The 19,983-nt window shown below is 61.0% G+C and carries 19 protein-coding genes and 1 pseudogene; 9 read left to right on the top strand and 11 right to left on the bottom strand.

Annotated elements, in window-relative coordinates:
* Positions 1 to 7 precede the first annotated feature (7 nt).
* Together AC25BC_RS27830 and AC25BC_RS27825 are read left to right on the top strand one after the other, a co-directional pair.
* On the top strand, positions 8 to 1,726 hold the full coding sequence (locus AC25BC_RS27830) for an adenylate/guanylate cyclase domain-containing protein (protein WP_128439073.1): 1,719 nt from the start codon (positions 8 to 10) through the stop codon (positions 1,724 to 1,726).
* Positions 1,726 to 2,604, top strand: coding sequence for an FkbM family methyltransferase (locus tag AC25BC_RS27825; RefSeq protein ID WP_003553565.1), 879 nt, complete (start codon positions 1,726 to 1,728; stop codon positions 2,602 to 2,604). Before AC25BC_RS27830 ends, AC25BC_RS27825 begins: the two co-directional genes overlap by 1 nt.
* A 59-nt stretch (positions 2,605 to 2,663) precedes the next feature.
* On the opposite strand, the gene AC25BC_RS27820 is transcribed toward AC25BC_RS27825, so the two are convergent.
* The gene (locus AC25BC_RS27820) at positions 2,664 to 3,041 is read right to left on the bottom strand and encodes a GFA family protein (protein WP_128439074.1); all 378 of its coding nucleotides are present in this window, start codon (positions 3,039 to 3,041) and stop codon (positions 2,664 to 2,666) included.
* 183 nt (positions 3,042 to 3,224) lie between these two features.
* A complete protein-coding gene (locus tag AC25BC_RS27815) occupies positions 3,225 to 4,568 on the bottom strand; it encodes a chloride channel protein (RefSeq protein ID WP_003553561.1) in 1,344 nt (447 codons plus the stop codon).
* A 654-nt stretch (positions 4,569 to 5,222) separates the two neighbouring features.
* Between AC25BC_RS27815 and nhaA the strand changes: the two genes are divergently transcribed.
* A complete protein-coding gene (nhaA, locus tag AC25BC_RS27810; RefSeq protein WP_128439075.1) occupies positions 5,223 to 6,413 on the top strand; it encodes a Na+/H+ antiporter NhaA in 1,191 nt (396 codons plus the stop codon).
* Between the two features lie 311 nt (positions 6,414 to 6,724).
* On the opposite strand, the gene AC25BC_RS27805 is transcribed toward nhaA, so the two are convergent.
* Positions 6,725 to 7,630, bottom strand: a complete 906-nt coding sequence (locus tag AC25BC_RS27805; protein ID WP_128439076.1) for an NAD(P)/FAD-dependent oxidoreductase — start codon at positions 7,628 to 7,630, stop codon at positions 6,725 to 6,727.
* Between the two features lie 131 nt (positions 7,631 to 7,761).
* Between AC25BC_RS27805 and AC25BC_RS27800 the strand changes: the two genes are divergently transcribed.
* Entirely contained in the window at positions 7,762 to 8,217 is a 456-nt protein-coding gene (locus AC25BC_RS27800) for an Rrf2 family transcriptional regulator (RefSeq protein WP_128439077.1), read from the top strand.
* 418 nt (positions 8,218 to 8,635) lie between these two features.
* Positions 8,636 to 10,426: an ABC transporter ATP-binding protein gene (locus tag AC25BC_RS27795; RefSeq protein WP_128439078.1), complete on the top strand. Its 1,791-nt coding sequence runs from the start codon at positions 8,636 to 8,638 to the stop codon at positions 10,424 to 10,426.
* A gap of 127 nt (positions 10,427 to 10,553) precedes the next feature.
* Here AC25BC_RS27795 and AC25BC_RS27790 read toward each other — a convergent pair whose 3' ends face one another.
* Positions 10,554 to 11,033, bottom strand: coding sequence for a class I SAM-dependent methyltransferase (locus tag AC25BC_RS27790; RefSeq protein WP_128407024.1), 480 nt, complete (start codon positions 11,031 to 11,033; stop codon positions 10,554 to 10,556).
* Between the two features lie 224 nt (positions 11,034 to 11,257).
* On the opposite strand from AC25BC_RS27790, the gene AC25BC_RS27785 reads away from it, so the two are divergent.
* Positions 11,258 to 12,433, top strand: a complete 1,176-nt coding sequence (locus tag AC25BC_RS27785) for a DUF3095 domain-containing protein (protein WP_128439080.1) — start codon at positions 11,258 to 11,260, stop codon at positions 12,431 to 12,433.
* A gap of 71 nt (positions 12,434 to 12,504) precedes the next feature.
* Here AC25BC_RS27785 and AC25BC_RS27780 read toward each other — a convergent pair whose 3' ends face one another.
* From AC25BC_RS27780 to AC25BC_RS27760, 5 genes are all read right to left on the bottom strand, one after another.
* Positions 12,505 to 12,879 carry a tudor domain-containing protein gene (locus AC25BC_RS27780; protein WP_128439081.1) on the bottom strand — a complete coding sequence of 125 codons (375 nt, stop codon included), beginning with the start codon at positions 12,877 to 12,879 and terminating at the stop codon, positions 12,505 to 12,507.
* A 61-nt stretch (positions 12,880 to 12,940) separates the two neighbouring features.
* A complete protein-coding gene (locus AC25BC_RS27775; protein ID WP_245459820.1) occupies positions 12,941 to 13,327 on the bottom strand; it encodes a VOC family protein in 387 nt (128 codons plus the stop codon).
* A 125-nt stretch (positions 13,328 to 13,452) separates the two neighbouring features.
* On the bottom strand, positions 13,453 to 14,031 hold the full coding sequence (locus tag AC25BC_RS27770) for a cysteine hydrolase family protein (protein WP_128407027.1): 579 nt from the start codon (positions 14,029 to 14,031) through the stop codon (positions 13,453 to 13,455).
* Between the two features lie 64 nt (positions 14,032 to 14,095).
* Positions 14,096 to 14,929: an NAD(+) synthase gene (nadE, locus tag AC25BC_RS27765; RefSeq protein ID WP_003553539.1), complete on the bottom strand. Its 834-nt coding sequence runs from the start codon at positions 14,927 to 14,929 to the stop codon at positions 14,096 to 14,098.
* A 44-nt stretch (positions 14,930 to 14,973) separates the two neighbouring features.
* A complete protein-coding gene (locus AC25BC_RS27760) occupies positions 14,974 to 15,219 on the bottom strand; it encodes a hypothetical protein (RefSeq protein ID WP_003553537.1) in 246 nt (81 codons plus the stop codon).
* 113 nt (positions 15,220 to 15,332) lie between these two features.
* Here AC25BC_RS27760 and AC25BC_RS27755 point away from each other — a divergent pair, with 113 nt between their 5' ends.
* Complete coding sequence (locus AC25BC_RS27755) at positions 15,333 to 15,866, top strand: DUF4142 domain-containing protein (RefSeq protein WP_003553535.1); 534 nt, start codon at positions 15,333 to 15,335, stop codon at positions 15,864 to 15,866.
* A gap of 50 nt (positions 15,867 to 15,916) precedes the next feature.
* On the top strand, positions 15,917 to 16,225 hold the full coding sequence (locus tag AC25BC_RS27750) for an LLM class flavin-dependent oxidoreductase (RefSeq protein WP_245459821.1): 309 nt from the start codon (positions 15,917 to 15,919) through the stop codon (positions 16,223 to 16,225).
* Between the two features lie 154 nt (positions 16,226 to 16,379).
* On the opposite strand, the pseudogene repC reads toward AC25BC_RS27750, so the two are convergent.
* A pseudogene (gene repC / locus AC25BC_RS27745) lies at positions 16,380 to 16,691 on the bottom strand (replication initiation protein RepC); the annotation flags it as partial.
* 38 nt (positions 16,692 to 16,729) lie between these two features.
* The gene (locus AC25BC_RS27740; RefSeq protein ID WP_017996820.1) at positions 16,730 to 18,067 is read right to left on the bottom strand and encodes a nucleotide sugar dehydrogenase; all 1,338 of its coding nucleotides are present in this window, start codon (positions 18,065 to 18,067) and stop codon (positions 16,730 to 16,732) included.
* A 475-nt stretch (positions 18,068 to 18,542) separates the two neighbouring features.
* On the opposite strand from AC25BC_RS27740, the gene AC25BC_RS27735 reads away from it, so the two are divergent.
* The gene (locus AC25BC_RS27735; RefSeq protein ID WP_003553531.1) at positions 18,543 to 19,886 is read left to right on the top strand and encodes an adenylate/guanylate cyclase domain-containing protein; all 1,344 of its coding nucleotides are present in this window, start codon (positions 18,543 to 18,545) and stop codon (positions 19,884 to 19,886) included.
* The last annotated feature ends 97 nt before the right edge of the window (positions 19,887 to 19,983 follow it).

The raw sequence follows: 19,983 nt of genomic DNA, 5'->3' as shown, positions 1-19,983 counted from the left end.
GGAATGAATGACGACGGTCTCGGCCACAGGGATTTTTTCGGAACGTACGATCAGAAGGGCGAGGCTCGGTTCCGGCCTCGTCATTTTCATCTTCGTCCTCTTGCATTTGTCGAACCATGCGATTGGCCTGATTTCAGTCGCCGCCGCCGATAAAGCCGCCCACCTCTTCCTGGCGATCTGGCGCAATCCTCTGGGGACCGCCATCTTCTATTCATCGGTGCTCATCCATATCGCGCTGGTGCTGCGCGCCATCTACATGCGCCGCAGCCTCGTCATGCCGAAGGGGGAAATGGCCCAGATCGTGCTCGGCCTGATGATCCCGCTGTTGCTTATGGATCATGTCATCGGCACACGCATTGCTCACGAATTCTACGGCTACATCGATGACTACGAGACGGTTGTCGGCATGCTCTGGATCAAGAACCCGGCGAACGGATTGCGGCAGGCGCTCGCCGTCGTCGCCGTCTGGATCCACGGCTGTATCGGCATCCATTTCTGGTTGCGCTACCGCTCCTGGTACCCGGACTTCGCTCCGCTGCTGCTGGCGATTGCGATCCTCGTGCCGGTGCTTTCGCTACTCGGCTTCGTCGAGATGGGCCGAACGCTCGCCGACCCTTCCTACCAGCAGTCAATGACGGTCAGCGCCTACAAGGAGGGCATCAACACCCGTTACGCCTCGAACCCGCAAGTTCACCGCGAGGTCGCCATGATCCGCGCCGGGCTCTACGGCGCCTTCTCGGCCTCGCTGCTCATCGTCGTCATCGCGCGTGCCCGGCGCAAGCTGAAGGAGCGGCTTGACCAAGTCGCCGTGAACTATCCTGGCGGCGAGGTGATCCGCGTGCCGCGCGGCTTCTCGGTGCTGGAAGCGAGCCGGCTCGGCGGCCTGCCGCATTATGCCGTCTGCGGCGGCAAGGGCCAGTGCTCCACCTGCCGCGTGCAGATCCTTGGCGACTACGACAGCCTGCCGATCCCCGACAAGATGGAGCAGACGACGCTGAAGCGCATCAATGCCGGCCCGGATGTCCGGCTCGCCTGCCAGCTTCGTCCGAACCGCGACGTTGCCGTCGCGCCACTTCTCGTGCCGGCGATCGAGGCGGCCCTTCCCGCCAACAGCCAGGAGACGAGCCCGGGCCGCGAGCGCGAGATCGCCGTGCTCTTCGTCGATATTCGCCATTTCACCACACTGACGGAAACCCGCCTGCCCTTCGACGTCGTCTTCCTGCTGAACCGCTATTTCGCCATCATCGGCAAGGCGGTGGAGCAGTCGGGCGGACGGCTCGACAAGTTCATCGGCGACGGCGCCATGGCGCTCTTCGGGCTCAACACCGCGCCGGAGGAAGCCTGCCGCCAGGCGCTCAACGCTGCAGCAGCGATCGTCGCCGAGATCGAGAAACTCGCGGCGGAACTCGCCGACGAACTGGCGCTGCCGCTGCGTATCGCGATCGGCATTCACACCGGCCCGGCCGTCGTCGGCACGATGGGATACGGCCGGGTGCGCAGTATGACGGCGATCGGCGATACCGTGAATGTCGCGAGCCGTTTGGAAACAGCCGCCAAGGAATTCGAAGCGGCGATCGTCATCTCCGAACCGGTGGCGAGCCTTTCGGGTGCTAACCTTTCCGGCATCGAAAGCCGTGAAATCAGCGTGCGCGGCCGGGCCCTGCCCTTGAAAGTCTACGTCATTCCAAGAGAGAAAGCGGCAGAGCCGCTCGAAGGAAAAACCTGATGCCCGGCAAGCCCTGGCTGACCGCCAAATACTGGAGCCGCCTGTTTCGCAAGGCCCGCAACGCCGCCGCTTCGCGCTTCTTCGACACCCGCTTTGGCCGCCGACTGCTGATCGAGAATATCGGCCCGCGTGTCGTCTCGATGACGGTCGACGCGGGCGATCACCTGATGACCTTCTCGCCCGCCGACTATATCGGCCGCAAGGTGTTCCGGAAGGGCCATTTCGAACGCGAGGCCGTCGACCGACTGATCGTCATCCTGCGCGAGCGCGGCCTCGTGAGAAAGGACGCAACGCTGCTCGAGATCGGCGGCAATATAGGCACCCAGACCGTCTATTTCGCCCTCAGCGACACCTACGCCCATATCGTCAGCGTGGAGCCCGATCCGCGCAATTTCCCGCTGCTTGCCCTCAACATCCGCCAGAATCGGCTGGAGGCGAAGGTCCGCCTCGTCAACTGCGCCGCCGGCGAGCACGAAGGCGAGATCGACTTCTTTCTCAACCTCAACAATCACGGCAAGAGCAGCGCCATTCGCCAAAGCCCGAGCGACAGGAAGATAAGCGTGCCGGTGAAGCCGGTTTCCGAGATCCTTGCCGGACTTTCGATCGACCCGGCAGCGATCGGCCTCGTCTGGATGGATATCGAAGGCTACGAGCCGGTCGCCTGCCGCTCGATGCAGCCGCTGCTTGCCCGCCGCGTGCCGCTCTACATGGAATTCACCCCGCTCTTTTACGGAGCAGAAGGAACGAAATCCTTCATATCGATGCTGTCGGGGTTCTACGAGAACTGCCTCGTCATCTTCGAGGATCGCGAAGAGGAGATGAAGGTCCGCGACCTGCCGGGCGAATTCGATCAGTACAACGTGCTGTTTTTGCCTTAGAGGCTGCTTGTTACCGGCATTCGGGGCAGTATCTGTTAACGTGTCATTCTGTACGGCATCTAGGTCAAATCGAACGACACCCATTCCAGACGACTTTCCTCGTAGACGCTTTGCGTTGGCGCGAGCGATGAGGGATCGGCGAAGCATCCCAATGCGACGGCTACCAGCTCTTTCCTGAATTCCGGTATCCAGAAAACTGTCGACCCGCATGCCGGGCAGAAGCAGAATTCGACCGATTTGCCGCTGTCGCCCCATCGCACGTAGCTGGTCGAAACCCCGGACGTCTCTATTTGATCGGCGTGGAAGAAGACGGCTACTCCGAACGCGCTGCCGGTGCGACGTTGGCAGGCCCGGCAATGGCAGGCGGAGATTTTGACAGGTTCTCCGTCGGCGGTGATCGAAAGCTGGCGGCATGAACAACTGGCTACTCGAATCATTCCCCTGCTCCGCTAAAATGATGTCCGCGAGAGCAAACGCACGCACTTGGTAGCGGTTTTGGAGGCCGCCGCCAGGCCGCCGGACAGATCGAACAGTGCCATCAGGCGTCAGTTCCATGTTCGTAGCAAACTACTCGGCAGATGATCGCGCGTATTCGCCGGTCGTCTGTGCAGAACTGAAAGTTACTCCGACTCCCTTTCGACCGCACGCCGCGCCCGGATAGCCGCGGCGATGAAGACGCGCGAAAGGCCATGATAAAGCGGTTCGCGCGAAAGAATGCGCGAAGTCACGTAACCGATCATCGACACTGCCATGATCGGGATGACTGCCTGGTGGTCGCCGGTCATTTCCAGGATGATGACGAAGGCCGTCATCGGCGCCTGCACGACGCCCGCGAAATAGCCGGCCATGCCGAGGATGGCCGCCAGCGCGACGCCGGTGCCGAGCAGGGAGCCGACGGTGCTGCCGAAACCGGCGCCGACGGCGAGCGACGGCGCAAAGATGCCGCCCGGAATACCTGACAGCATCGACAGGAAGCTTGCGGCGAACTTCTCGACGAAGAAGAGCAGAGGCAAGGCGTTGCCTTCGACCGCAGTTCGTGCCTGCTCATAGCCGGTACCGAAGGTCGTGCCACCTGATGCCACTCCGATAACTGCGATCGTCAGTCCGCAGGTGCCTGCAAGAGCCAGCATGCGCTTCAGCGGCTGTGGCTGCGCCCAGCGGCGGATCTTCTGGCCAAAGTGCAGCGCGAAACCGCTGAAGGCTGCCCCGAGCGCGCCGCCGCCGACGCCGCAGATCAGAACCAGTCCCCAGTCGCGAAGCTCCGTGGGCGCAGCCGATGCCATGCCGAAGTAATTGTAGCTTCCGGAAATCCCGAGCGCGGCAAGGCCGGAGAGGATGACTGCCGTGAGCACCAGTCCGTTGGCCCGAGACTCGTAGGTCCGACTCATTTCCTCGATCGCGAAGACGATGCCGGCGAGCGGCGTGTTGAAGGCGGCCGCAATGCCCGCCGCCGATCCGGCAAGGATCAGCCCGCGCGCCTGCGCCATGCCACTGAACCGGGCAACAGCGAGCATGATCGACGCGCCGACCTGGACAGTCGGTCCCTCGCGGCCGATCGAGGCGCCGGAGAAGAGCCCGAGCACCGTCAGTACGATCTTGCCGCAGGCGATCTTCAGCGACAGCAGCCGGGTTCGGTCTTCGTCGTCCCTCAGGTGCCTGGCGGCAATCGCCTGCGGAATGCCGCTGCCCTGCGAGTTCGGAAACAGCCTCGCCGCCAGATAGGCCGAGAGCATGAAGCCAAGCGGGGTCAGCGCAAGTGGCAGCAGGAAGGCCCATTCACCGGAGGAGGTGAGAGACCCGAAGCCCTTCTGCGCCAGATCCGCAAGCTTCGCAAAGCCGACGCTGATCACCCCGATTGCCAAGGCCCCGCACCAAAACACCAGTCTTGGCCGCCAAATTGAGAAAGTGCCCCATAAGACGCGGGAGCGGCGAAAGAGCTTGGAATATCGATAGGATGGCGGCATGTCGGGCTCGGCGATGCGGGGCGGGGTTGTCCTTTACTAGCGCTATCGCGCCCGAAGATCACCCCCATTTGCAGCATGTCGATCGCGGGCACGACTGCGGGCGCGCGCGCCGAGCACGGAGGCTCACGTTCAACCGTTCCGTCCAGGCTTCCCTAGGTCGGAATTGGTCGCATGGGAGCAGGCAGCCAGCCTACATTTTCGTCGGCGGATCCAATGAAGATCGCGGCGAACCATGGTTCATCTCTCGAGGTGGCTTTCGGACCTATCAGAGCCGCCGATAATTTTACTTCGCATGACCGTGGGTGTAATCTGAGGATGCTCTCCTGAGGCGTTTGAACGCCAAGGGCACCTGACTCGCTCCGTGGTTCCCCCGCTGGAGCGGGTTTTTTTCTGCCGGTCAACTCGGAAGAACTTAAGATAAGGCAGTGATAGACGCGGCATCCAAAGCTCCATCTCCTATTATGAGAAGCGCTGATCGACACTGGATGTCCATCATCATCGATTGTTGCGACACTGGAACGATGTCGGAGGGGCCTCTGGAAATCCCTGCTGCTTTTAGGTATCCCTTTCCGGATGGCGTGTGCTGCGTGCGCCGCGGGCTTCCCCGAAATCGACGGAGACGAAGATCAACCTTCCAGAAGGGAGCGCGAAACCATGTCCTTGCCGATCACGACCGGTCGCATTCAATCCACTCTCCGCGGATATCTTGACAACGAGGCCTCCGGCGGCGTCGTCTTGATGGCAGCCGCGGCCATGGCCCTTGCGGTGGCGAACTCGCCGCTGGCGGGCGCATATTTTCATGCCCTCCATCTTTACCTCGGGCCACTGAGCTTGCAGCACTGGATCAATGACGCCCTGATGGCCGTGTTCTTCCTGCTCGTCGGTCTGGAGATCAAGCGCGAAATGCTCGATGGCCAGCTCTCGACCTGGAGCAGGCGAATTCTTCCCGGTGCCGCCGCGGCCGGAGGAATGCTCGCCCCAGCACTCGTCTATCTGGCTTTCAATGCCGGGACGTCAGCTAGCCTCCGCGGTTGGGCGATCCCGACGGCCACCGACATTGCCTTCGCGCTCGGAGTGCTGTCGCTCTTTGGCAACCGCGTTCCGGCGTCCCTGAAAATCTTTCTGGCGGCGCTTGCCATTATCGACGACCTCGGCGCCGTCCTCGTCATCGCACTCTTCTATACAAACGGTCTCAACCTCCTGGCCCTTGCCGGAGCCGCCGCGGTTCTTGCCCTGCTGTTTTTCATGAACCGAGCCGGCGTGAAGACGCTGACGCTTTATCTCGGCCTTGGCGTCGCCTTGTGGGTGCTGATGTTCACCTCCGGGATCCACGCCACGCTTGCTGGCGTGCTGCTGGCCTTGACGATACCGATTAAGCTTTCTCCCGGCGCTCCGGAGGCTAGCGACGAAGAATCTCCGCTGCACCGGCTCGAACACCTGCTTCATCGACCAGTGGCATTCATCATCGTCCCACTCTTTGGCTTGGCCAACGCCGGCGTTTCCCTTCGCGGCACGTCCATCTCGAGTTTGGGAGACCCTCATACAATTGGCGTCGCCGCCGGACTGTTTGCTGGCAAGTTGGTTGGGGTTCTCTCCGTCGTTGGTCTCCTGGTCAAGCTACGTTTTGCGCAGCTTCCGGCAATGGCGAACTGGACGCAGATGACCGGTGTCGCGCTTCTTTGCGGCATCGGCTTCACAATGAGTCTCTTTATCGGTCTTCTCGCTTTCGATGACCCAGCCGTACAGGACAAGGTCAAGATCGGCATTCTGCTCGGTTCGGCGATCTCTGGCGTGGCCGGATCCGCGGTTCTGATGGCGAGCCGGCGGAAAAGCAGCCGGTTGTAGTCATCTACGAGTTCGCGGCGACGGCACTCGTGGACATCAAGTTCTTCGCAGGGGTCTGCGCGCCGCGCCTCTTTGGATCCCACCTTCTCCGCCGCTTTCCTCGCTGCTGGAACAGGCGAACGCCTTGCCATGTCAAAACATAAAAGACCGCACGAAGAGCGCGGCGAGCGGAAGGCAGGCCAGCATGTCTTTCGAGCACGCACATTGCGGCAATGCTATAGTTTATCGCCCTCTCCCGATCTTGCCCGCTTGGCACGAATGGCCTCTCGACCGGCCAATTGCCCGAGCCGCCCGAACGTGATGTTTGCGCCCTATGCGACCGACTGCATGACAAGCGATTGATGGCAATGCACGCCAGCGAGCACGCCTGAGGCGGAGGCGAGTGTGGCATTGTGCATGGCGCTTGCCGCATCACCGGCGGCGAAGACACCCTTAGTGGTCGTTTCCTTGTTATCACCGGTGCGGATAACGGGTCCAAACGGGCCGTCGTCGAAGGCGCAGCCGAGCTGTTCGGCAACCGGGCTCGCCATCGTCGTTTTCGGCGCGACGAAGACGGCATCGAGCGGCAGGATGCGGCCATCGGCGAGGCGAACGGCCTCAAGCTTCGGATCGTCGCCCAACAATTCCACGATTGGGCTGCGCTCGATCCGGACGCCACGGCCAGTCAACTTCACCAACTGCTCTTCATCGGGCTCGAACAGCCCTTGAGTGAAAAAGGTCGTCGCACCCCAGTCCGGGATCATTACGGCCGAATGGGCCGAATGCGGATGGTTTGCGAGAACGCCGAGCTTGCCGCCGCTGACCTCAAAACCGTGACAATAAGGGCAGTGCAGCGCGGAGCGGCCCCATCGCTCCTTCAGCCCGGGGATTTCGGGCAGCGTGTCGCTGACGCCGGTTGCAAGCACGATGCGCGCGGCTCGTTCTTCGCCGCCGTCTTCGGTGACGACAATGAACATGTCACCATCGCCCCGCGCGCGGACGACTTTCCCCTCGCGGATGGTGATCGTCGGATAAAGCGAAAGCTGCCGTTTGCCCTCCTGCATGATCGCCGCCGGCGTTTGGCCGTCCTGGCCCAAGAACCCGTGCGAGGCTTCAGAAAACCGATTGCGCGGCGCGCCGGCGTCAACGAGCAGAACCCGCCGCCGCGCCCGGGCGAGCTGCATGGCGGCCGAAAGGCCGGCGAAGTTTCCGCCGATGATGATGGCGTCGAACGACATGGGACTCACCCTTGATACTAAACTCATGACTCAACATAAGTTACATGAACTGGCGCCGTCAAGCATCATGTTACTTGTCTTGTTACGACCTGCTTGCGATAATGGCCCGCCCGATCGACAGGAAGAGAACCATGCGCAATGACAGCCGCCTTTCACGCATGCTGCACGTGTTGATCCACATGGATAAGCACCAGCATTCGGCGACCTCAGACATGATAGCCAAGATGCTGAACACCAATCCCGTCGTCGTCCGCCGCACCATGGCCGGCCTTCGCGAACAGGGCTACGTCCGCTCCGAAAAGGGCCATGGTGGCGGCTGGACGCTGGTGCGTCCGCTGTCCGAGATCACCCTGCTCGACGTCTACCGCGCCATCGGCGAACCGCACCTCTTCGCCATCGGCCCAGCCGACGATCAGCCACAGTGTCTTGTGGAACAGGCGGTGAATGTCGTTCTCGGCGACGCGATGAAGGAGGCCCAGGCCCTGCTGCTGCAGCGATTGGACAGCGTGACGCTGGACAAGATCGCCGCCGACTTCGAGGCAAAACTCACCGCGCGCCCGGTCACATCCTATTCCTGCGCTTCCTAAGCGGGGATTACGTCCTGCGGTAGTGGAATAACGGTCTTTGTCGATGCCGTTTTGGGCGAACGAGCCGGCCGAACCGTCACCTTGCAAGCGCACAAGCTGTGTCGTTTCCGCATCACTTTCTGTAAGGTTGCAAATATCCGCTTGGCAATGGCGAAATGCTTCGGTACAAAACGCTCACCGCTTTAGTTCAAACATAGGGAGGCGTTGCATGCCAGCAATCATCGAAACCTTCCCTTGCGGAATGTCCCGACACTAGGTCATTTCCACTCGCGGCCCGCCGCAAGCGCGCCCGACACGCGGTTTTCCCTTAATTCATAGCCCGATTGATCTGACGGGGTCATTTCGTCTCCCGCTTGGGCCGTGCCATCCAACTCTCTATCCTGAGGACCGGCTGCCGACACGGCGCCGAGCGATTAAAATGACTCGCAAGAAGCTCGATTTCCGCGCCGATGCCTATCACCATGTGCTCGGCTTTGTTTTCCATCATTGGAGCCATCGGCCTGTACTGGTGGGCATTATTGTCGTGCTGGTCATTGCCAGCACCCTGGCCGAAGTCATGGTGCCGGTGTTTTCCGGCCAGATCGTCGATGCCATCGCCGGCGGCAACGCGGCTGACCGGGCGCTGCGCGCCTTCGTCGTTGTCGTGGCGCTCGGCCTGACCAGCGTGGCACTGCGCTGGTTCATCTTCAACGGCATCATTCGGCTGACGCTGCGCACCATGGCGGATGTGACGAATAACGGTTTCCACAAGGTGCAGCGGTTTTCGACCGACTGGCACGCCAATAGCTTTGCCGGTTCGACAGTGCGCAAGATCACCCGCGGCATGTGGGCACTCGACCAGCTCAACGACCTGCTGCTGGTCGCACTGCTGCCCTCGATCGTCATGCTGGTCGGCGCCAGTATCGTGCTCGGCAGCTACTGGCCGATCATGGGCCTGATCGTGGCCGCGGGCTCGCTGATCTACATCGGCGTGACCGTGGCGCTTTCCATGGGCTTCGTGTCGCCGGCGGCACGGCTTGCCAATGCCTGGGACACCAAGCTTGGCGGCGCGCTGGCGGATGCCATCAGCTGCAATTCGGTGGTCAAGGCCTTCGGCGCCGAAGGCCGTGAAGAGGTGCGCCTGCGCCAGGTGATGGCCAGATGGGACAGCCGGACGCGCCGGACTTGGAAGCGCGGCACGTTGAGCGGCACGATCCAGGGTTTCCTGATGGTTTCCATGCAGGCCGGTATTCTGGGAACGGGCCTGATCATGTGGCGGCAGGGGCTGGCGACGCCTGGCGACATCACCTTCGTGCTGGCGATGTTCTTCGTCCTACAAGGTTATCTGCGCAATGTCGGCCAGGATATCCGCAATCTGCAGCGTGCCGTCAACGACATGGAGGAACTGGTGCTGCTCGACAAGATGCCGCTCGGTATCGAGGACAAGCCCAACGCCACGCCGATCGAGATTGGCGAGGGCGAGATCGTCTTCGATCGCATCACCTTCCAGTATGGCGCCCATCCCACGCCGCTTTATGACGACTTTTCGGTCACCATCAAGCCGGGTGAGCGCGTCGGCCTGGTGGGACATTCGGGTTCGGGCAAGACGACCTTCGTCAAGCTCATCCAGCGCCTCTATGACGTCAACTCGGGCCAAATCCGCATCGACGGACAGGATATCGCAGCGGTCAGGCAATCAAGCCTGCGCGGCCAGATCGCCATCGTGCAGCAGGAGCCCATCCTGTTTCACCGTACGCTGGCGGAAAACATCGCCTATTCCAGGCCGAACGCCTCGCGGCGCGAGATCGAACAGGCGGCAAAACAGGCGAGCGCCCACGACTTCATCATGGACCTTCCCAAGGGCTATGAGACGATGGTGGGCGAACGCGGCGTCAAGCTGTCGGGCGGCGAGCGGCAGCGTGTCGCCATTGCCCGTGCCTTCCTGGCCGATGCACCGGTGCTGATCCTCGACGAGGCGACATCGAGCCTCGACAGCGAAAGCGAAGTGCAGATCCAGCAGGCCATGGAACGCCTGATGAACGGCCGCACGACGCTGGTGATCGCCCATCGGCTGTCCACGGTGCGGGCGCTCGACCGGCTGCTGGTCTTCGACAAGGGAAAGATTGTCGAGGAAGGCGACCACCAGGCGCTGATCCGGCTCAATAACGGTATCTATCGCCGGCTGTTCGAGCGCCAGGCGCTGGAACTGACCAAGGGTCTGGTGGCGTGAACCAAAACGCGAGAGCGCCGCGTCTTTTCGAGAGCCGCGGCGCTGTAGCACTTTGAATGGCTGCATGATTTTATCCCTAAATCGGTGGCGATTTCAGGGATCACGCAAGTCAGGCCGATGCTGTCCTTTACGTCTTCCGGTAAAGGAAATAACGGCCTTCCTTGATGCCGTCAGGCAGCGGCAGCCCCACCAGCTCCGGATGCTCCAGCGGCAGCCCGCTGACGGCGATGCCGTTGTGGGCAAGCACGCCGGCCATCAGTTGCGGCAGCCAGGTCAGCGTCACCGCGTCGATCTCGTCATGGCCGGTGCCGATATCGGCATGGGCAAGGGCCGCGCCGATGCCGACGAAGGCCTGGCCGGACTCGCGGATATTGCCGGTCACCATGTCTTCTGCCGCTGGTGTCGAGGCCGAATAGGAACGGACTTCCCAGTCGAAAGCGACGATGCGCCGGCCGGGAAAGTTCTCGCGCAGATGATCATAGGTGCGGCCGTTGCCAAGGCCTAACTCCAGCACCGGGCCTGGCGTTTCCCCCACCAGATCGATGATCGAGTTCAAAATGTCTCGCTGGGCCGTCAACCGGCGAATGAAGCTGTCGAGGCGGCTCATCTAATCTATATCCGTCATGAAATCGTCGGCGGTCCTGGTGGAATTCCAGCAAAAGTGCGAGAGCGGTTTTGCGTCCGGAATTGCGTAAAAACAAAAAGATAGAGCGTTTCCGTGGGTCCGAAAAAGCACGAAATGCTCTAGCACATGAAACCTTGCCACGTCGATTGCCGTAAATGGGAATTGGCGTTGCAGTGGCGACATGGGTCTGTGCTAAGCTGGACGATATGAAAACCGTGACCGACGAAGATTTCTTTGCCGAAGTGCCGCTCTTCAACAAATTCGAGGGCGTGACCGACGCCGCCAACTACCGGCCGCTGCCGGATGGTTGGGTGCTGGCGCTGGCCGACATCGTCGGCTCGACGCCGGCGATCGCCGCCGGCCGTTACAAGGACGTCAACATGGCGGGCGCCAGTGTGATTTCAGCGGTGTTGAATTCCGTCGGCAAGGGCGATTATCCCTTCGTCTTCGGCGGCGACGGCGCGCTGATTGCGCTTCCGGGATCGTTGGAAAAGCCGGCGCGCGACGCCCTTGCCGCCGTGCAGGTCTGGGTCGAGGAGGATCTGGGCCTGACGCTGCGCATCGCCATCGTGCCGGTCGCCGATACCCGCGCCGAGGGCCTCGACGTCCGTGTCGCGCGTTACTCCGTAAGCCCTCATGTCACCTATGCGATGTTCTGGGGCGGCGGCACCAGCTGGGCCGAAAGACAGATGAAGCTCGGCCGGTACGGCATTGATCGCGCGGCCCCGGGTACGCGCCCGGATCTCACCGGCCTTTCCTGCCGCTGGAGCCCGATCGACGCCAGGCACGGCGAGATCGTCTCGATCATCGCGGTGCCTGGCGAAGGCCGGCCGGGACAGGAATTTCGGGACCTCGTCAACGGCATCGTCGCCATCACCACCGAGCAGAACCGGGACAGCCACCCGGTGCCGGCGGATGGTCCGGACCTTGCCTTCTCGCTGCACGGCATCAACCGCGAGGCCAAGGCCACCGCGCCGGCTGGTCGGCGATTGCGGCAGAAGCTCATCATCTTCCTGCAGCTCGCCATCACGGTCGTGTTCTACAGGCTCGGCATTCCACTCGGCCGCTTCGACGCCCGCCGCTACAAGCGCGACGTCGCCGGCAATTCCGATTTCCGCAAGTTCGATGACGGTCTGAAGATGACGATCGACGTCGACGCCGAACATCTGAAACGGATCGAGACGCTGCTGGAAGCGGCACGCGTCAAGGGCATTGCCCGCTACGGCCTGCATCGTCAGGCCTCGGCGCTGATGACCTGCTTCGTGCCGACGCCGATCTCGCGCGACCACATGCATTTCATCGACGGCGCGGCCGGCGGTTACGCGGTGGCCGCAAGCCGGATGACCGGCAAGGCGCTTGCGACGGCGCCGCATCAAACGTGATCGCCCGAAGAAAAATAAACCCATCGCTTTGACGGCGACGGGCTGATCTCGCATTGGTTCAAGCAAAGACTTTATCGTGAACGGCAGCGACCGGTCCGCGTGGTTTCCTTGTCGCCGTCATCATAGGCAATACCGATCTTCTCGCCGCCAAGCGAGGTGATCTTGCCCGCATACCAATCGCCAGCATTCTTGTAGTTGCACTCTACCTTCATCCCGATGACCCAGTCGTAAGGACGCACATCGCTCAAGGAAACAGTTTCCTTATCGCCGTCATCATATCGGATCGTGACCTTCCCGCCCGAGGCGCTGTCGATAACGCCAGGGAACCAATAACCGGCCCCCTTGTAGTTTCCGAGAACCCAGTCGCCTTTGGTCTGCGCGGATGCGACAGAAGCCCAGGAGCACATGACACCGATTGCGATCGCCGCGGCAACAAAACTCTTCAAGATAGTCCTCCCTCGGAACTCATCCAATCCGCCCCGAAATGGTTGTGGCAAGATCAGCAGCTTAAAGCGCGGTGATGAAGTCTGCCTTAACAACAGAAAGGGAGTAAGTCGGCTCACCATCGGAGAAGATTGCGGTTGGCGTCGTAGCTATAGGCTTGCCAGAAAGCGTCGTGATTTGATTAAGGTGGTGGCTGGTCGAAAGGCCGGTGTTGACGATACCGGACAGACGGGGGTCGTGCGTGTTGTCAAGGTAGCATGTCGCCCGCAAACCATTGATCGGGCGCCGGAGAGCGAACCGCGGCCAACGCCTTTCGCGTTTACGCCGGATGATACCTGCCACGTCTTCTAACTCGACGACTCGCCGCGGATCGAGTGGTGCCAAGACATCGTCGAAAAATGAAACCATTGTCTCAAGGTCGCGAGCGCCGATCATGATGTGACTGAACATGGTGAGTTCCCGTGTCAAAAAGTCCGCGACGCGCCGCGAATCTACGGTCCTTGTAGGGATGGGAGATCTGACTGCCCTGTCCGGCAAGAGAAGGTAGCTGCGCGCCGGAAGATTCCAGCGCTTGTTCATAACTGGCGGAGAACGTCCTCCGTCGACGAGATTTCCAACTGCACCGAGAACCTATCCCCCAACAATTCGAGCGAGGCGTCATGAGTATCATCGGCACCGCTACAAACGGCGTCCTTCAGAAGGATGACACGATAGCCAAGGTCAATAGCTCCAAGGGCTGCGGCCAGCACACATACGTCCGTCTCCCCGCCCGAGATCGCGAGGGTCTGAACCCCTTCCCCTGCCAGGACGCGGTGAAGCTCGCCGGTGGTCCACGGAGAATAGGTCATCTTGTCGAAGATCCGGGCGGGTGGAACCAACGCCTTGAGTGACGGGACGAGATCGACCATGTCTGGTCCCAGTCGTTCGAGGGTCATGGTGTCCCATTTCTCGTAGTAGCTCCGCCACATGCCATGCATGTCCTCTGCCCGCTTCGGCGGCACGAAGCGCGTGAACACCGTGCGCTGCGGATAGCGCCGCGAAATTTCCTGGATCTGAGGCGAGACCTCCTTCATCCACGGCACATGCCAGGGCGTGTTTTCCGCGAACATCCGCTGCATATCGATGCACAAGTGAATCCAGTGGCTGTCGTTCATCGTCTCCTCCCTCCAACACGAACCAACATCACAGACTGCGGTTCCCAACGGCGGCCGACGCTTTTCACCCCGCTCTTTCGTCGATCGGCGCCACGGGCAGCGCGCGTTTGTGCGCACTTGCCCAGTAAGTTTTGAGAATACGCTTCCTTGCTGGCTCGGCGATCGCCTTCCCCTCGAGAAAATCATCAATGTTGTCGTAGGTGACGCCATAGACATCTTCATCGGGACGAAGAGGCGCGTCAGATTCAAGGTCCGCAGTCGGCACCTTGAATACCAGTTCCCGCGGAGCGCCCATATGCTCGGCCATGGCCCTCACCCGTCGCTTGGTCAGGCCGGCAAGCGGCAATATGTCAGCTGCTCCATCGCCGAACTTTGTGAAGAACCCCATGAGAGCTTCGGCCGCTTGATCAGTCCCGATTACCAATCCTCTGGTTAACCCAGCCAGCGCGTACTGCGCGACCATTCGCTGGCGTGCTTTGATGTTGCCGAGATGGAAATGTTTGCGAGCCGGCTCCACCAGATCTTCTCCCTCGGCCATGACCGCGTCGAGCATGGCGTCTGCTGCTGGCTGTATATCGACCGTGACGACACGATCCGGGCCAATGACGTCTAGCGACTTTTGCGCGTCTGTCTCGTCGGCCTGGACACCATACGGCAGTCGAACTGCAATGAACTGCGCATCGCATCCATCCGCTCGAACTTCCGAGACTGCGGCTTGCGCGAGTAGACCGGCGACAAGCGAGTCGACGCCACCGCTTATCCCAAGAACGAAAGTTCGGCAGGAAGCCTGGCGCAGATAACGGCCCAGGAAATCGATGCGACGCCGAACCTCAAGCGCCGCATCGAAATCGGCGGTGACCCCGAGTGTCCGAGATATTGACAGCTGGTCTTGGTCCATTTGATCCGTAGCCTGTTTGGCTTATCGTTATCTGCCGAGGTAACTCAGGACAGCAGAGGCTGCTCTTTCTTCCAGTCCCGGTAAGGGGTCAGCATTTGCCCAGGAAAGCGCCGCTCGATCTCTTCTTCCACGAGCGTAATCCGTGAAAGGGTTTCCTCCCTATCCCTGATGTCATGCTCGCTATGCTTTTCCAGCGAGCTCATGGCAGCAAAAACCTCATCGCTCGTCATCGCCTCAAGCCGGGTCGCGAAATCCGAAACGTCTTCGTTCAAAATGTCATTGGCTACCATTACTGCTCTCCCTGCTTGCGCTGCAAACCATGGGGATATGAAATTGTTCCTTCTCTCGGAACTCGATTGCGTCGCGAAAGTTTATGGGGCGATCGACAACGGGAGCATCCTGCATGAAAAAAACCCTCATTCTGGCATCTATCCTCATGGCAACCGCCGGATCCGCTACCTTCGCCCAGTCCACAGCCGAGAAAACCGGCGTCAACTCCGTGATGGGTGTCGCACCGAAGACCGAAGATTTCGTCGTCGAGGCGGCCAGCAGCGACATGTTCGAGATTGAATCCAGCAAGCTCGCCCTGGAACGGTCGGACGACAAGACCAAGGCATTTGCACAGCAGATGCTGACCGACCACCAGAAGACGTCGGACGAGTTGAAGGCTATGGTCACATCCGGAAAGGTGAAGGGGACGATCCCCGCAGCCATGTCCTCTTCTCATCAGGGAATGCTAGACGATCTGGCGAAACTTCAGGGCGATGACTTCACCAAGCAGTATCATTCTGACCAGGAAGACGTGCATGAGGACGCGGTCGATCTATTCAAGCGTTACGGCGACGAGGGTGAAAATGCCGAGCTGAAGGCTTGGGCGGCAAAAACCCGGCCGGCTTTGGAGCATCATCTTCAGATGGCAACGGAGCTGAACAAGTAATCGTGTACCCGCCCCCGCTAGTATGGCGGGGGCTTTTTCTTGGTCAAGCTATGCTGATCGGCTACCACGCTTCGCACGAGCAATTCTCTCCTAGGCAGCTCCTGGAGCGCGTCCAGGCAGCGGAGGGGGCCGGATTTCAGGCTGTGATAACCTCGGATCACCTTGCGCCGTGGAGCTCGAGGCAGGGGAATTCCGGGAATAACTGGGCCTGGCTCGGCGCAGTCATGGCGAAAACAACAGTCCCGTTCGGGAGCCTCGCCATACCGGGAAGCTGGTGCTGGCTCACCCCATCGCAATCCTGTCCGAAATGTTCCCGGATCGATTGCGCTGGGTCGCCATGGGCAGTGGCGAAGCGTTGAATGAGACGGCCGTCGGCCGCGGATGGCAGAGAAGGCGGAACGGAACGGAACCTCAGGACAGAGGCTGGCGCCGAGATGATCAGACGCCTGCTAACGGGAGACGTTTTGAATTGCGATGCCTTGGCTGCGTAAACACATCGGCTCTTGCGAAAACTCGCCGCGCCTTCGCTGTCAAATCCCGAAGGTGGCCGCCAGCCGAATTGATGTGGCCCGCCCGTTCGTGGATGCAGGCGATTGCGTTCGCCGCCCCGACTTGCCCGAGGGCTTCACAGGCCTCCTCGTAGGCCGATGGGCTGACCCCAACATTTGCCGGATGGTGACGGCAGCCGCCATCATGTCCCGCCCGCTCCTGATCGAGCCGCCTGGCCCATATGCGGTTATCTCGGGGCAGGCCCCGCAAAACCATCGACAACGGAAAGACTTCCGGTTCGCCCTTTCCGCTCTGCTCGCTTGTTTGGCTCGGATCTTTCGCCCTTGAATTGATTCCGAGCAAAGGCGTTTCCATCATGCCTTGATGACGTGATCGGCCGAAAGTCCGAGCCGGTTGAATACGTTGCGCGTGTCGATGATCAGCGGGGCGCTATTTGCGAGCGCCGTATAATCCACCCTGTCGTGATCGGTCGAGACCAGCACCGCATCATAGCCGGCAATGGTATCAGGCGTCAGCGTGACCGACTTGCGGCCTTTCAGCGCCTGGTATTCGCGCGTCGGCGGTATCTCGGCGACGAAGGGATCATGGTAGTCCGCGTGTCCGCCACGCTCCTCGATGATCTCGATCAGCCGCAGCGACGGGCTCTCGCGGATATCGGCGACGTTCTTCTTATAGGCAAGCCCGAGCACCAGCACCCTGCTGCGGCTCAGCGCCTTGCCGGCGCGGATGTCGAGTGCTTCGGCAAGTTTGCCGACGATATAACGCGGCATTGCCGAATTGATCTCGCCGGCGAGCTCGATGAAGCGGGTCGGCAGCTCGTATTCGCGCGATTTCCAGGTGAGGTAGAAGGGATCGATCGGGATGCAATGACCGCCAAGGCCGGGGCCGGGATAAAACGGCATGTAGCCGAAGGGCTTGGTCTTGGCGGCGTCGATGACTTCCCAGACGTCGATGCCCATGGCCGCGTAGACGGTCTTCAGTTCGTTGACGAGAGCGATATTGACCGAGCGGAAGATGTTTTCGGTGAGCTTCACGGCCTCGGCCGTCGCATTCGAAGAGACGGGAACGACCGAGGATACCGCCGCACCATAGAATGCCTTCATCAGCGCCAGCGCCTCGGGCCCGTCGCCGGCGACGACCTTCGGGATCGTGGCGGTATGATAATGCTGGTTGCCGGGATCCTCGCGCTCCGGCGAGAAGCCGACGAAGAAGTCCGAGCCGGATTTCAGCCCGGTGCCTTCGAGAATGACCTTCACCACGTCATCGGTCGTGCCGGGATAGGTGGTCGATTCCAACACGACGAGCTGACCGGGGCGCAAATGCGCGGCGATCGAGCGCGACGTCGCCTCGACGAAGGAAAGGTCGGGATCGCGATGCTTGGTGAGCGGCGTCGGCACGCAGATGATGACAACGTCGCACTCGGCAAGTCCGGCGAAATCGTTCGTCGCCTTGAAGCGGCCGGCATCGATCTCGGCCGAAAGTGCTGCGTCGGTCACCGAGTCGATATAGGAGCGGCGGGCATCGAGCGCCACCATCTTGCCCGGGTCGATGTCGAAGCCGGTGACAGCAAAGCCGCTGCGCGCCACCGCCATCGCCAGCGGCAGGCCGACATAGCCAAGCCCGATGATGCCGGCGCGAGCCGTGCGAGTTTCGATCTTCTGCAAAAGCGTATCGAAGGAGGAGCTGGCCAAGGCGGGATCTTTCAAACGGGGAAGAGAAGGTTGATCTAATGCATGATCCAGGCAAATTAAACCCAGGCGCGGATCTTCCTCTTGCGCTGGCGGTGCTGCTGTCCTGTTCGCGTCGATGACTGCCCCTCGTCAGCCGATCCCCTAACAGCACAAGGCCCTTGGTCGGGTGTTGCGGAAATGACTCAGGCCATGCTGTTTGCTGCAACTTCAGCGCACAAAAAAATATAGATCCCATTGTTTCGCACTTGCAGCATCCCTATTTTGACTTTCGATATTGAACCACCTGGAAAGGATTACCCGTCCGATCCCGCCATGGGGAGTCGAGGGGCGCCGCCGCCGGGCTTTCGGCGGATCCGTTGACACAATAATACCGCTCGTACATCCTGATTTCCTTGTGACCTGCGCATGAAAATGGGCCGGCCGGGGGGACTTTTGGCTCTTGGGGATGGCGTGCCTTATGAGGATCATACCGAGAATGAGCACGATCGAATCCAGCGTGTCGTCCATCCTGTTGGACCGGGTCGCTGAATGGCTGACGAACTCTTCGCTGGCCGGAGACGAGCTTGAAAACATTGTCCGCGGTTTTTGCGAAAGGCTGACTGCCGCGGGCCTGCCGCTCGCGCGCGTGCATCTTTCCTTTTCGATGCTGCACCCGCTCTACGATGCGCTGAGCTTCACCTGGCGGCGCGCCAGCGGCGTCACCATCGAGGGCTTTCGCATGCCCGCGGGGCAAAAGCCGGACCGCTTCCTGCAGAGCCCATATTATTACCTGCTCGACAACAATCTGCAGCACATCCGCCGCCGGCTGATCCAGGATGGGCCGAACGAATTTCCGATTTTCGAGGACCTGCGCAAGGACGGCATCACCGATTACCTCGCCTTCGTGCAGCCCTTCGGCGACGGCTCGGTGCAGGGCATGATGGGTTCCTGGTCGACGGACCACAATACCGGCTTTTCCGACGACATGATCGATGCGCTGCTCAGGATGCAGAACCATCTGGCGGTCGCCGCCAAGATGGCGGTGCTCGGCAAGCTCGCCAACAACATGCTGACCACCTATCTCGGCGGCGACGCCGGCAAGCGGGTGCTGAACGGCCAGATCCGCCGCGGCGACGGTGAGACGATCCGCGCCGCCCTCGTCATGGGCGACATGCGCGAATCCACCGTCTATGCCGAAAAGGAAGGCCGGCAGGCCTATATCGACACGCTGAACCAGTTCTTCGACGCGATCGCAGCCCCCTTCAACCGCAATGGCGGCGAGATCCTGAGTTTCCTCGGCGACGGCTTTCTCGCCGTCTATCCTTGCGGACGCCATAAGGACCCATCGAAAATTGCCTGCGAGGCGGCGCTTTCGGCCGTGCATCAGGCGCAGGCGCGGGTCGCCGAACTCAACAGGGACCGCGAGCAGAAGGGCCTGACCAGGGTCGGCTACGGCATCGGCCTGCATGTCGGCAACGTCATGTTCGGCAATGTCGGCCTCAAGGACCGCCTGACCTTCTCGGCCTTCGGCTCGGCGGTCAACGAGGTCCAACGTCTGCAGATCCTGACCAAGAAATATGGCCGCGAGGTCGTCGCCAGCCAGGCCTTCGCCGGCTATTGCGGCGGCGAGTGGACGACGCTCGGCGAAGAGAAGCTGCGCGGCATCCGCCAGAAGGTGACGGTGCTGCAGCCGCGCGCGCCGGCGCCGGCGATCAACGTCGACGAGAGCTTCCGCGAGGCCGTGCAGAACGGGCTTTCGGAAGCCGAGCAGGTCATTCTGTTGCATCGCGACGCCAAGAAACATGTCGAGCGCACCAGCATGGAGAAATTCATCCAGTAACGGCCTAGAACCCTTGTCATAATCCGCGCGCCTCGCCTTGGGAACTTCGGCGGGACGTGGGGGTTTTTCTATGATTGTCATCAGCTAGACACCCCGT

Source organism: Rhizobium sp. WSM409 (assembly GCF_057653825.1).
Note: the sequence above shows the minus strand (reverse complement) of the source record. Positions and strands in the feature narration are given on the sequence as shown.

Coding starts and splice junctions, on each gene's coding strand:
- AC25BC_RS27830 (WP_128439073.1), top strand. CDS start 8: ATGACGACGGTCTCGGCCACAGGGATTTTTTCGGAACGTACGATCAGA.
- AC25BC_RS27825 (WP_003553565.1), top strand. CDS start 1,726: ATGCCCGGCAAGCCCTGGCTGACCGCCAAATACTGGAGCCGCCTGTTT.
- AC25BC_RS27820 (WP_128439074.1), bottom strand. CDS start 3,041: ATGATTCGAGTAGCCAGTTGTTCATGCCGCCAGCTTTCGATCACCGCC.
- AC25BC_RS27815 (WP_003553561.1), bottom strand. CDS start 4,568: ATGCCGCCATCCTATCGATATTCCAAGCTCTTTCGCCGCTCCCGCGTC.
- nhaA (WP_128439075.1), top strand. CDS start 5,223: ATGTCCTTGCCGATCACGACCGGTCGCATTCAATCCACTCTCCGCGGA.
- AC25BC_RS27805 (WP_128439076.1), bottom strand. CDS start 7,630: ATGTCGTTCGACGCCATCATCATCGGCGGAAACTTCGCCGGCCTTTCG.
- AC25BC_RS27800 (WP_128439077.1), top strand. CDS start 7,762: ATGCGCAATGACAGCCGCCTTTCACGCATGCTGCACGTGTTGATCCAC.
- AC25BC_RS27795 (WP_128439078.1), top strand. CDS start 8,636: ATGACTCGCAAGAAGCTCGATTTCCGCGCCGATGCCTATCACCATGTG.
- AC25BC_RS27790 (WP_128407024.1), bottom strand. CDS start 11,033: ATGAGCCGCCTCGACAGCTTCATTCGCCGGTTGACGGCCCAGCGAGAC.
- AC25BC_RS27785 (WP_128439080.1), top strand. CDS start 11,258: ATGAAAACCGTGACCGACGAAGATTTCTTTGCCGAAGTGCCGCTCTTC.
- AC25BC_RS27775 (WP_245459820.1), bottom strand. CDS start 13,327: ATGTTCAGTCACATCATGATCGGCGCTCGCGACCTTGAGACAATGGTT.
- AC25BC_RS27770 (WP_128407027.1), bottom strand. CDS start 14,031: ATGAACGACAGCCACTGGATTCACTTGTGCATCGATATGCAGCGGATG.
- nadE (WP_003553539.1), bottom strand. CDS start 14,929: ATGGACCAAGACCAGCTGTCAATATCTCGGACACTCGGGGTCACCGCC.
- AC25BC_RS27760 (WP_003553537.1), bottom strand. CDS start 15,219: ATGGTAGCCAATGACATTTTGAACGAAGACGTTTCGGATTTCGCGACC.
- AC25BC_RS27755 (WP_003553535.1), top strand. CDS start 15,333: ATGAAAAAAACCCTCATTCTGGCATCTATCCTCATGGCAACCGCCGGA.
- AC25BC_RS27750 (WP_245459821.1), top strand. CDS start 15,917: ATGCTGATCGGCTACCACGCTTCGCACGAGCAATTCTCTCCTAGGCAG.
- AC25BC_RS27735 (WP_003553531.1), top strand. CDS start 18,543: ATGAGCACGATCGAATCCAGCGTGTCGTCCATCCTGTTGGACCGGGTC.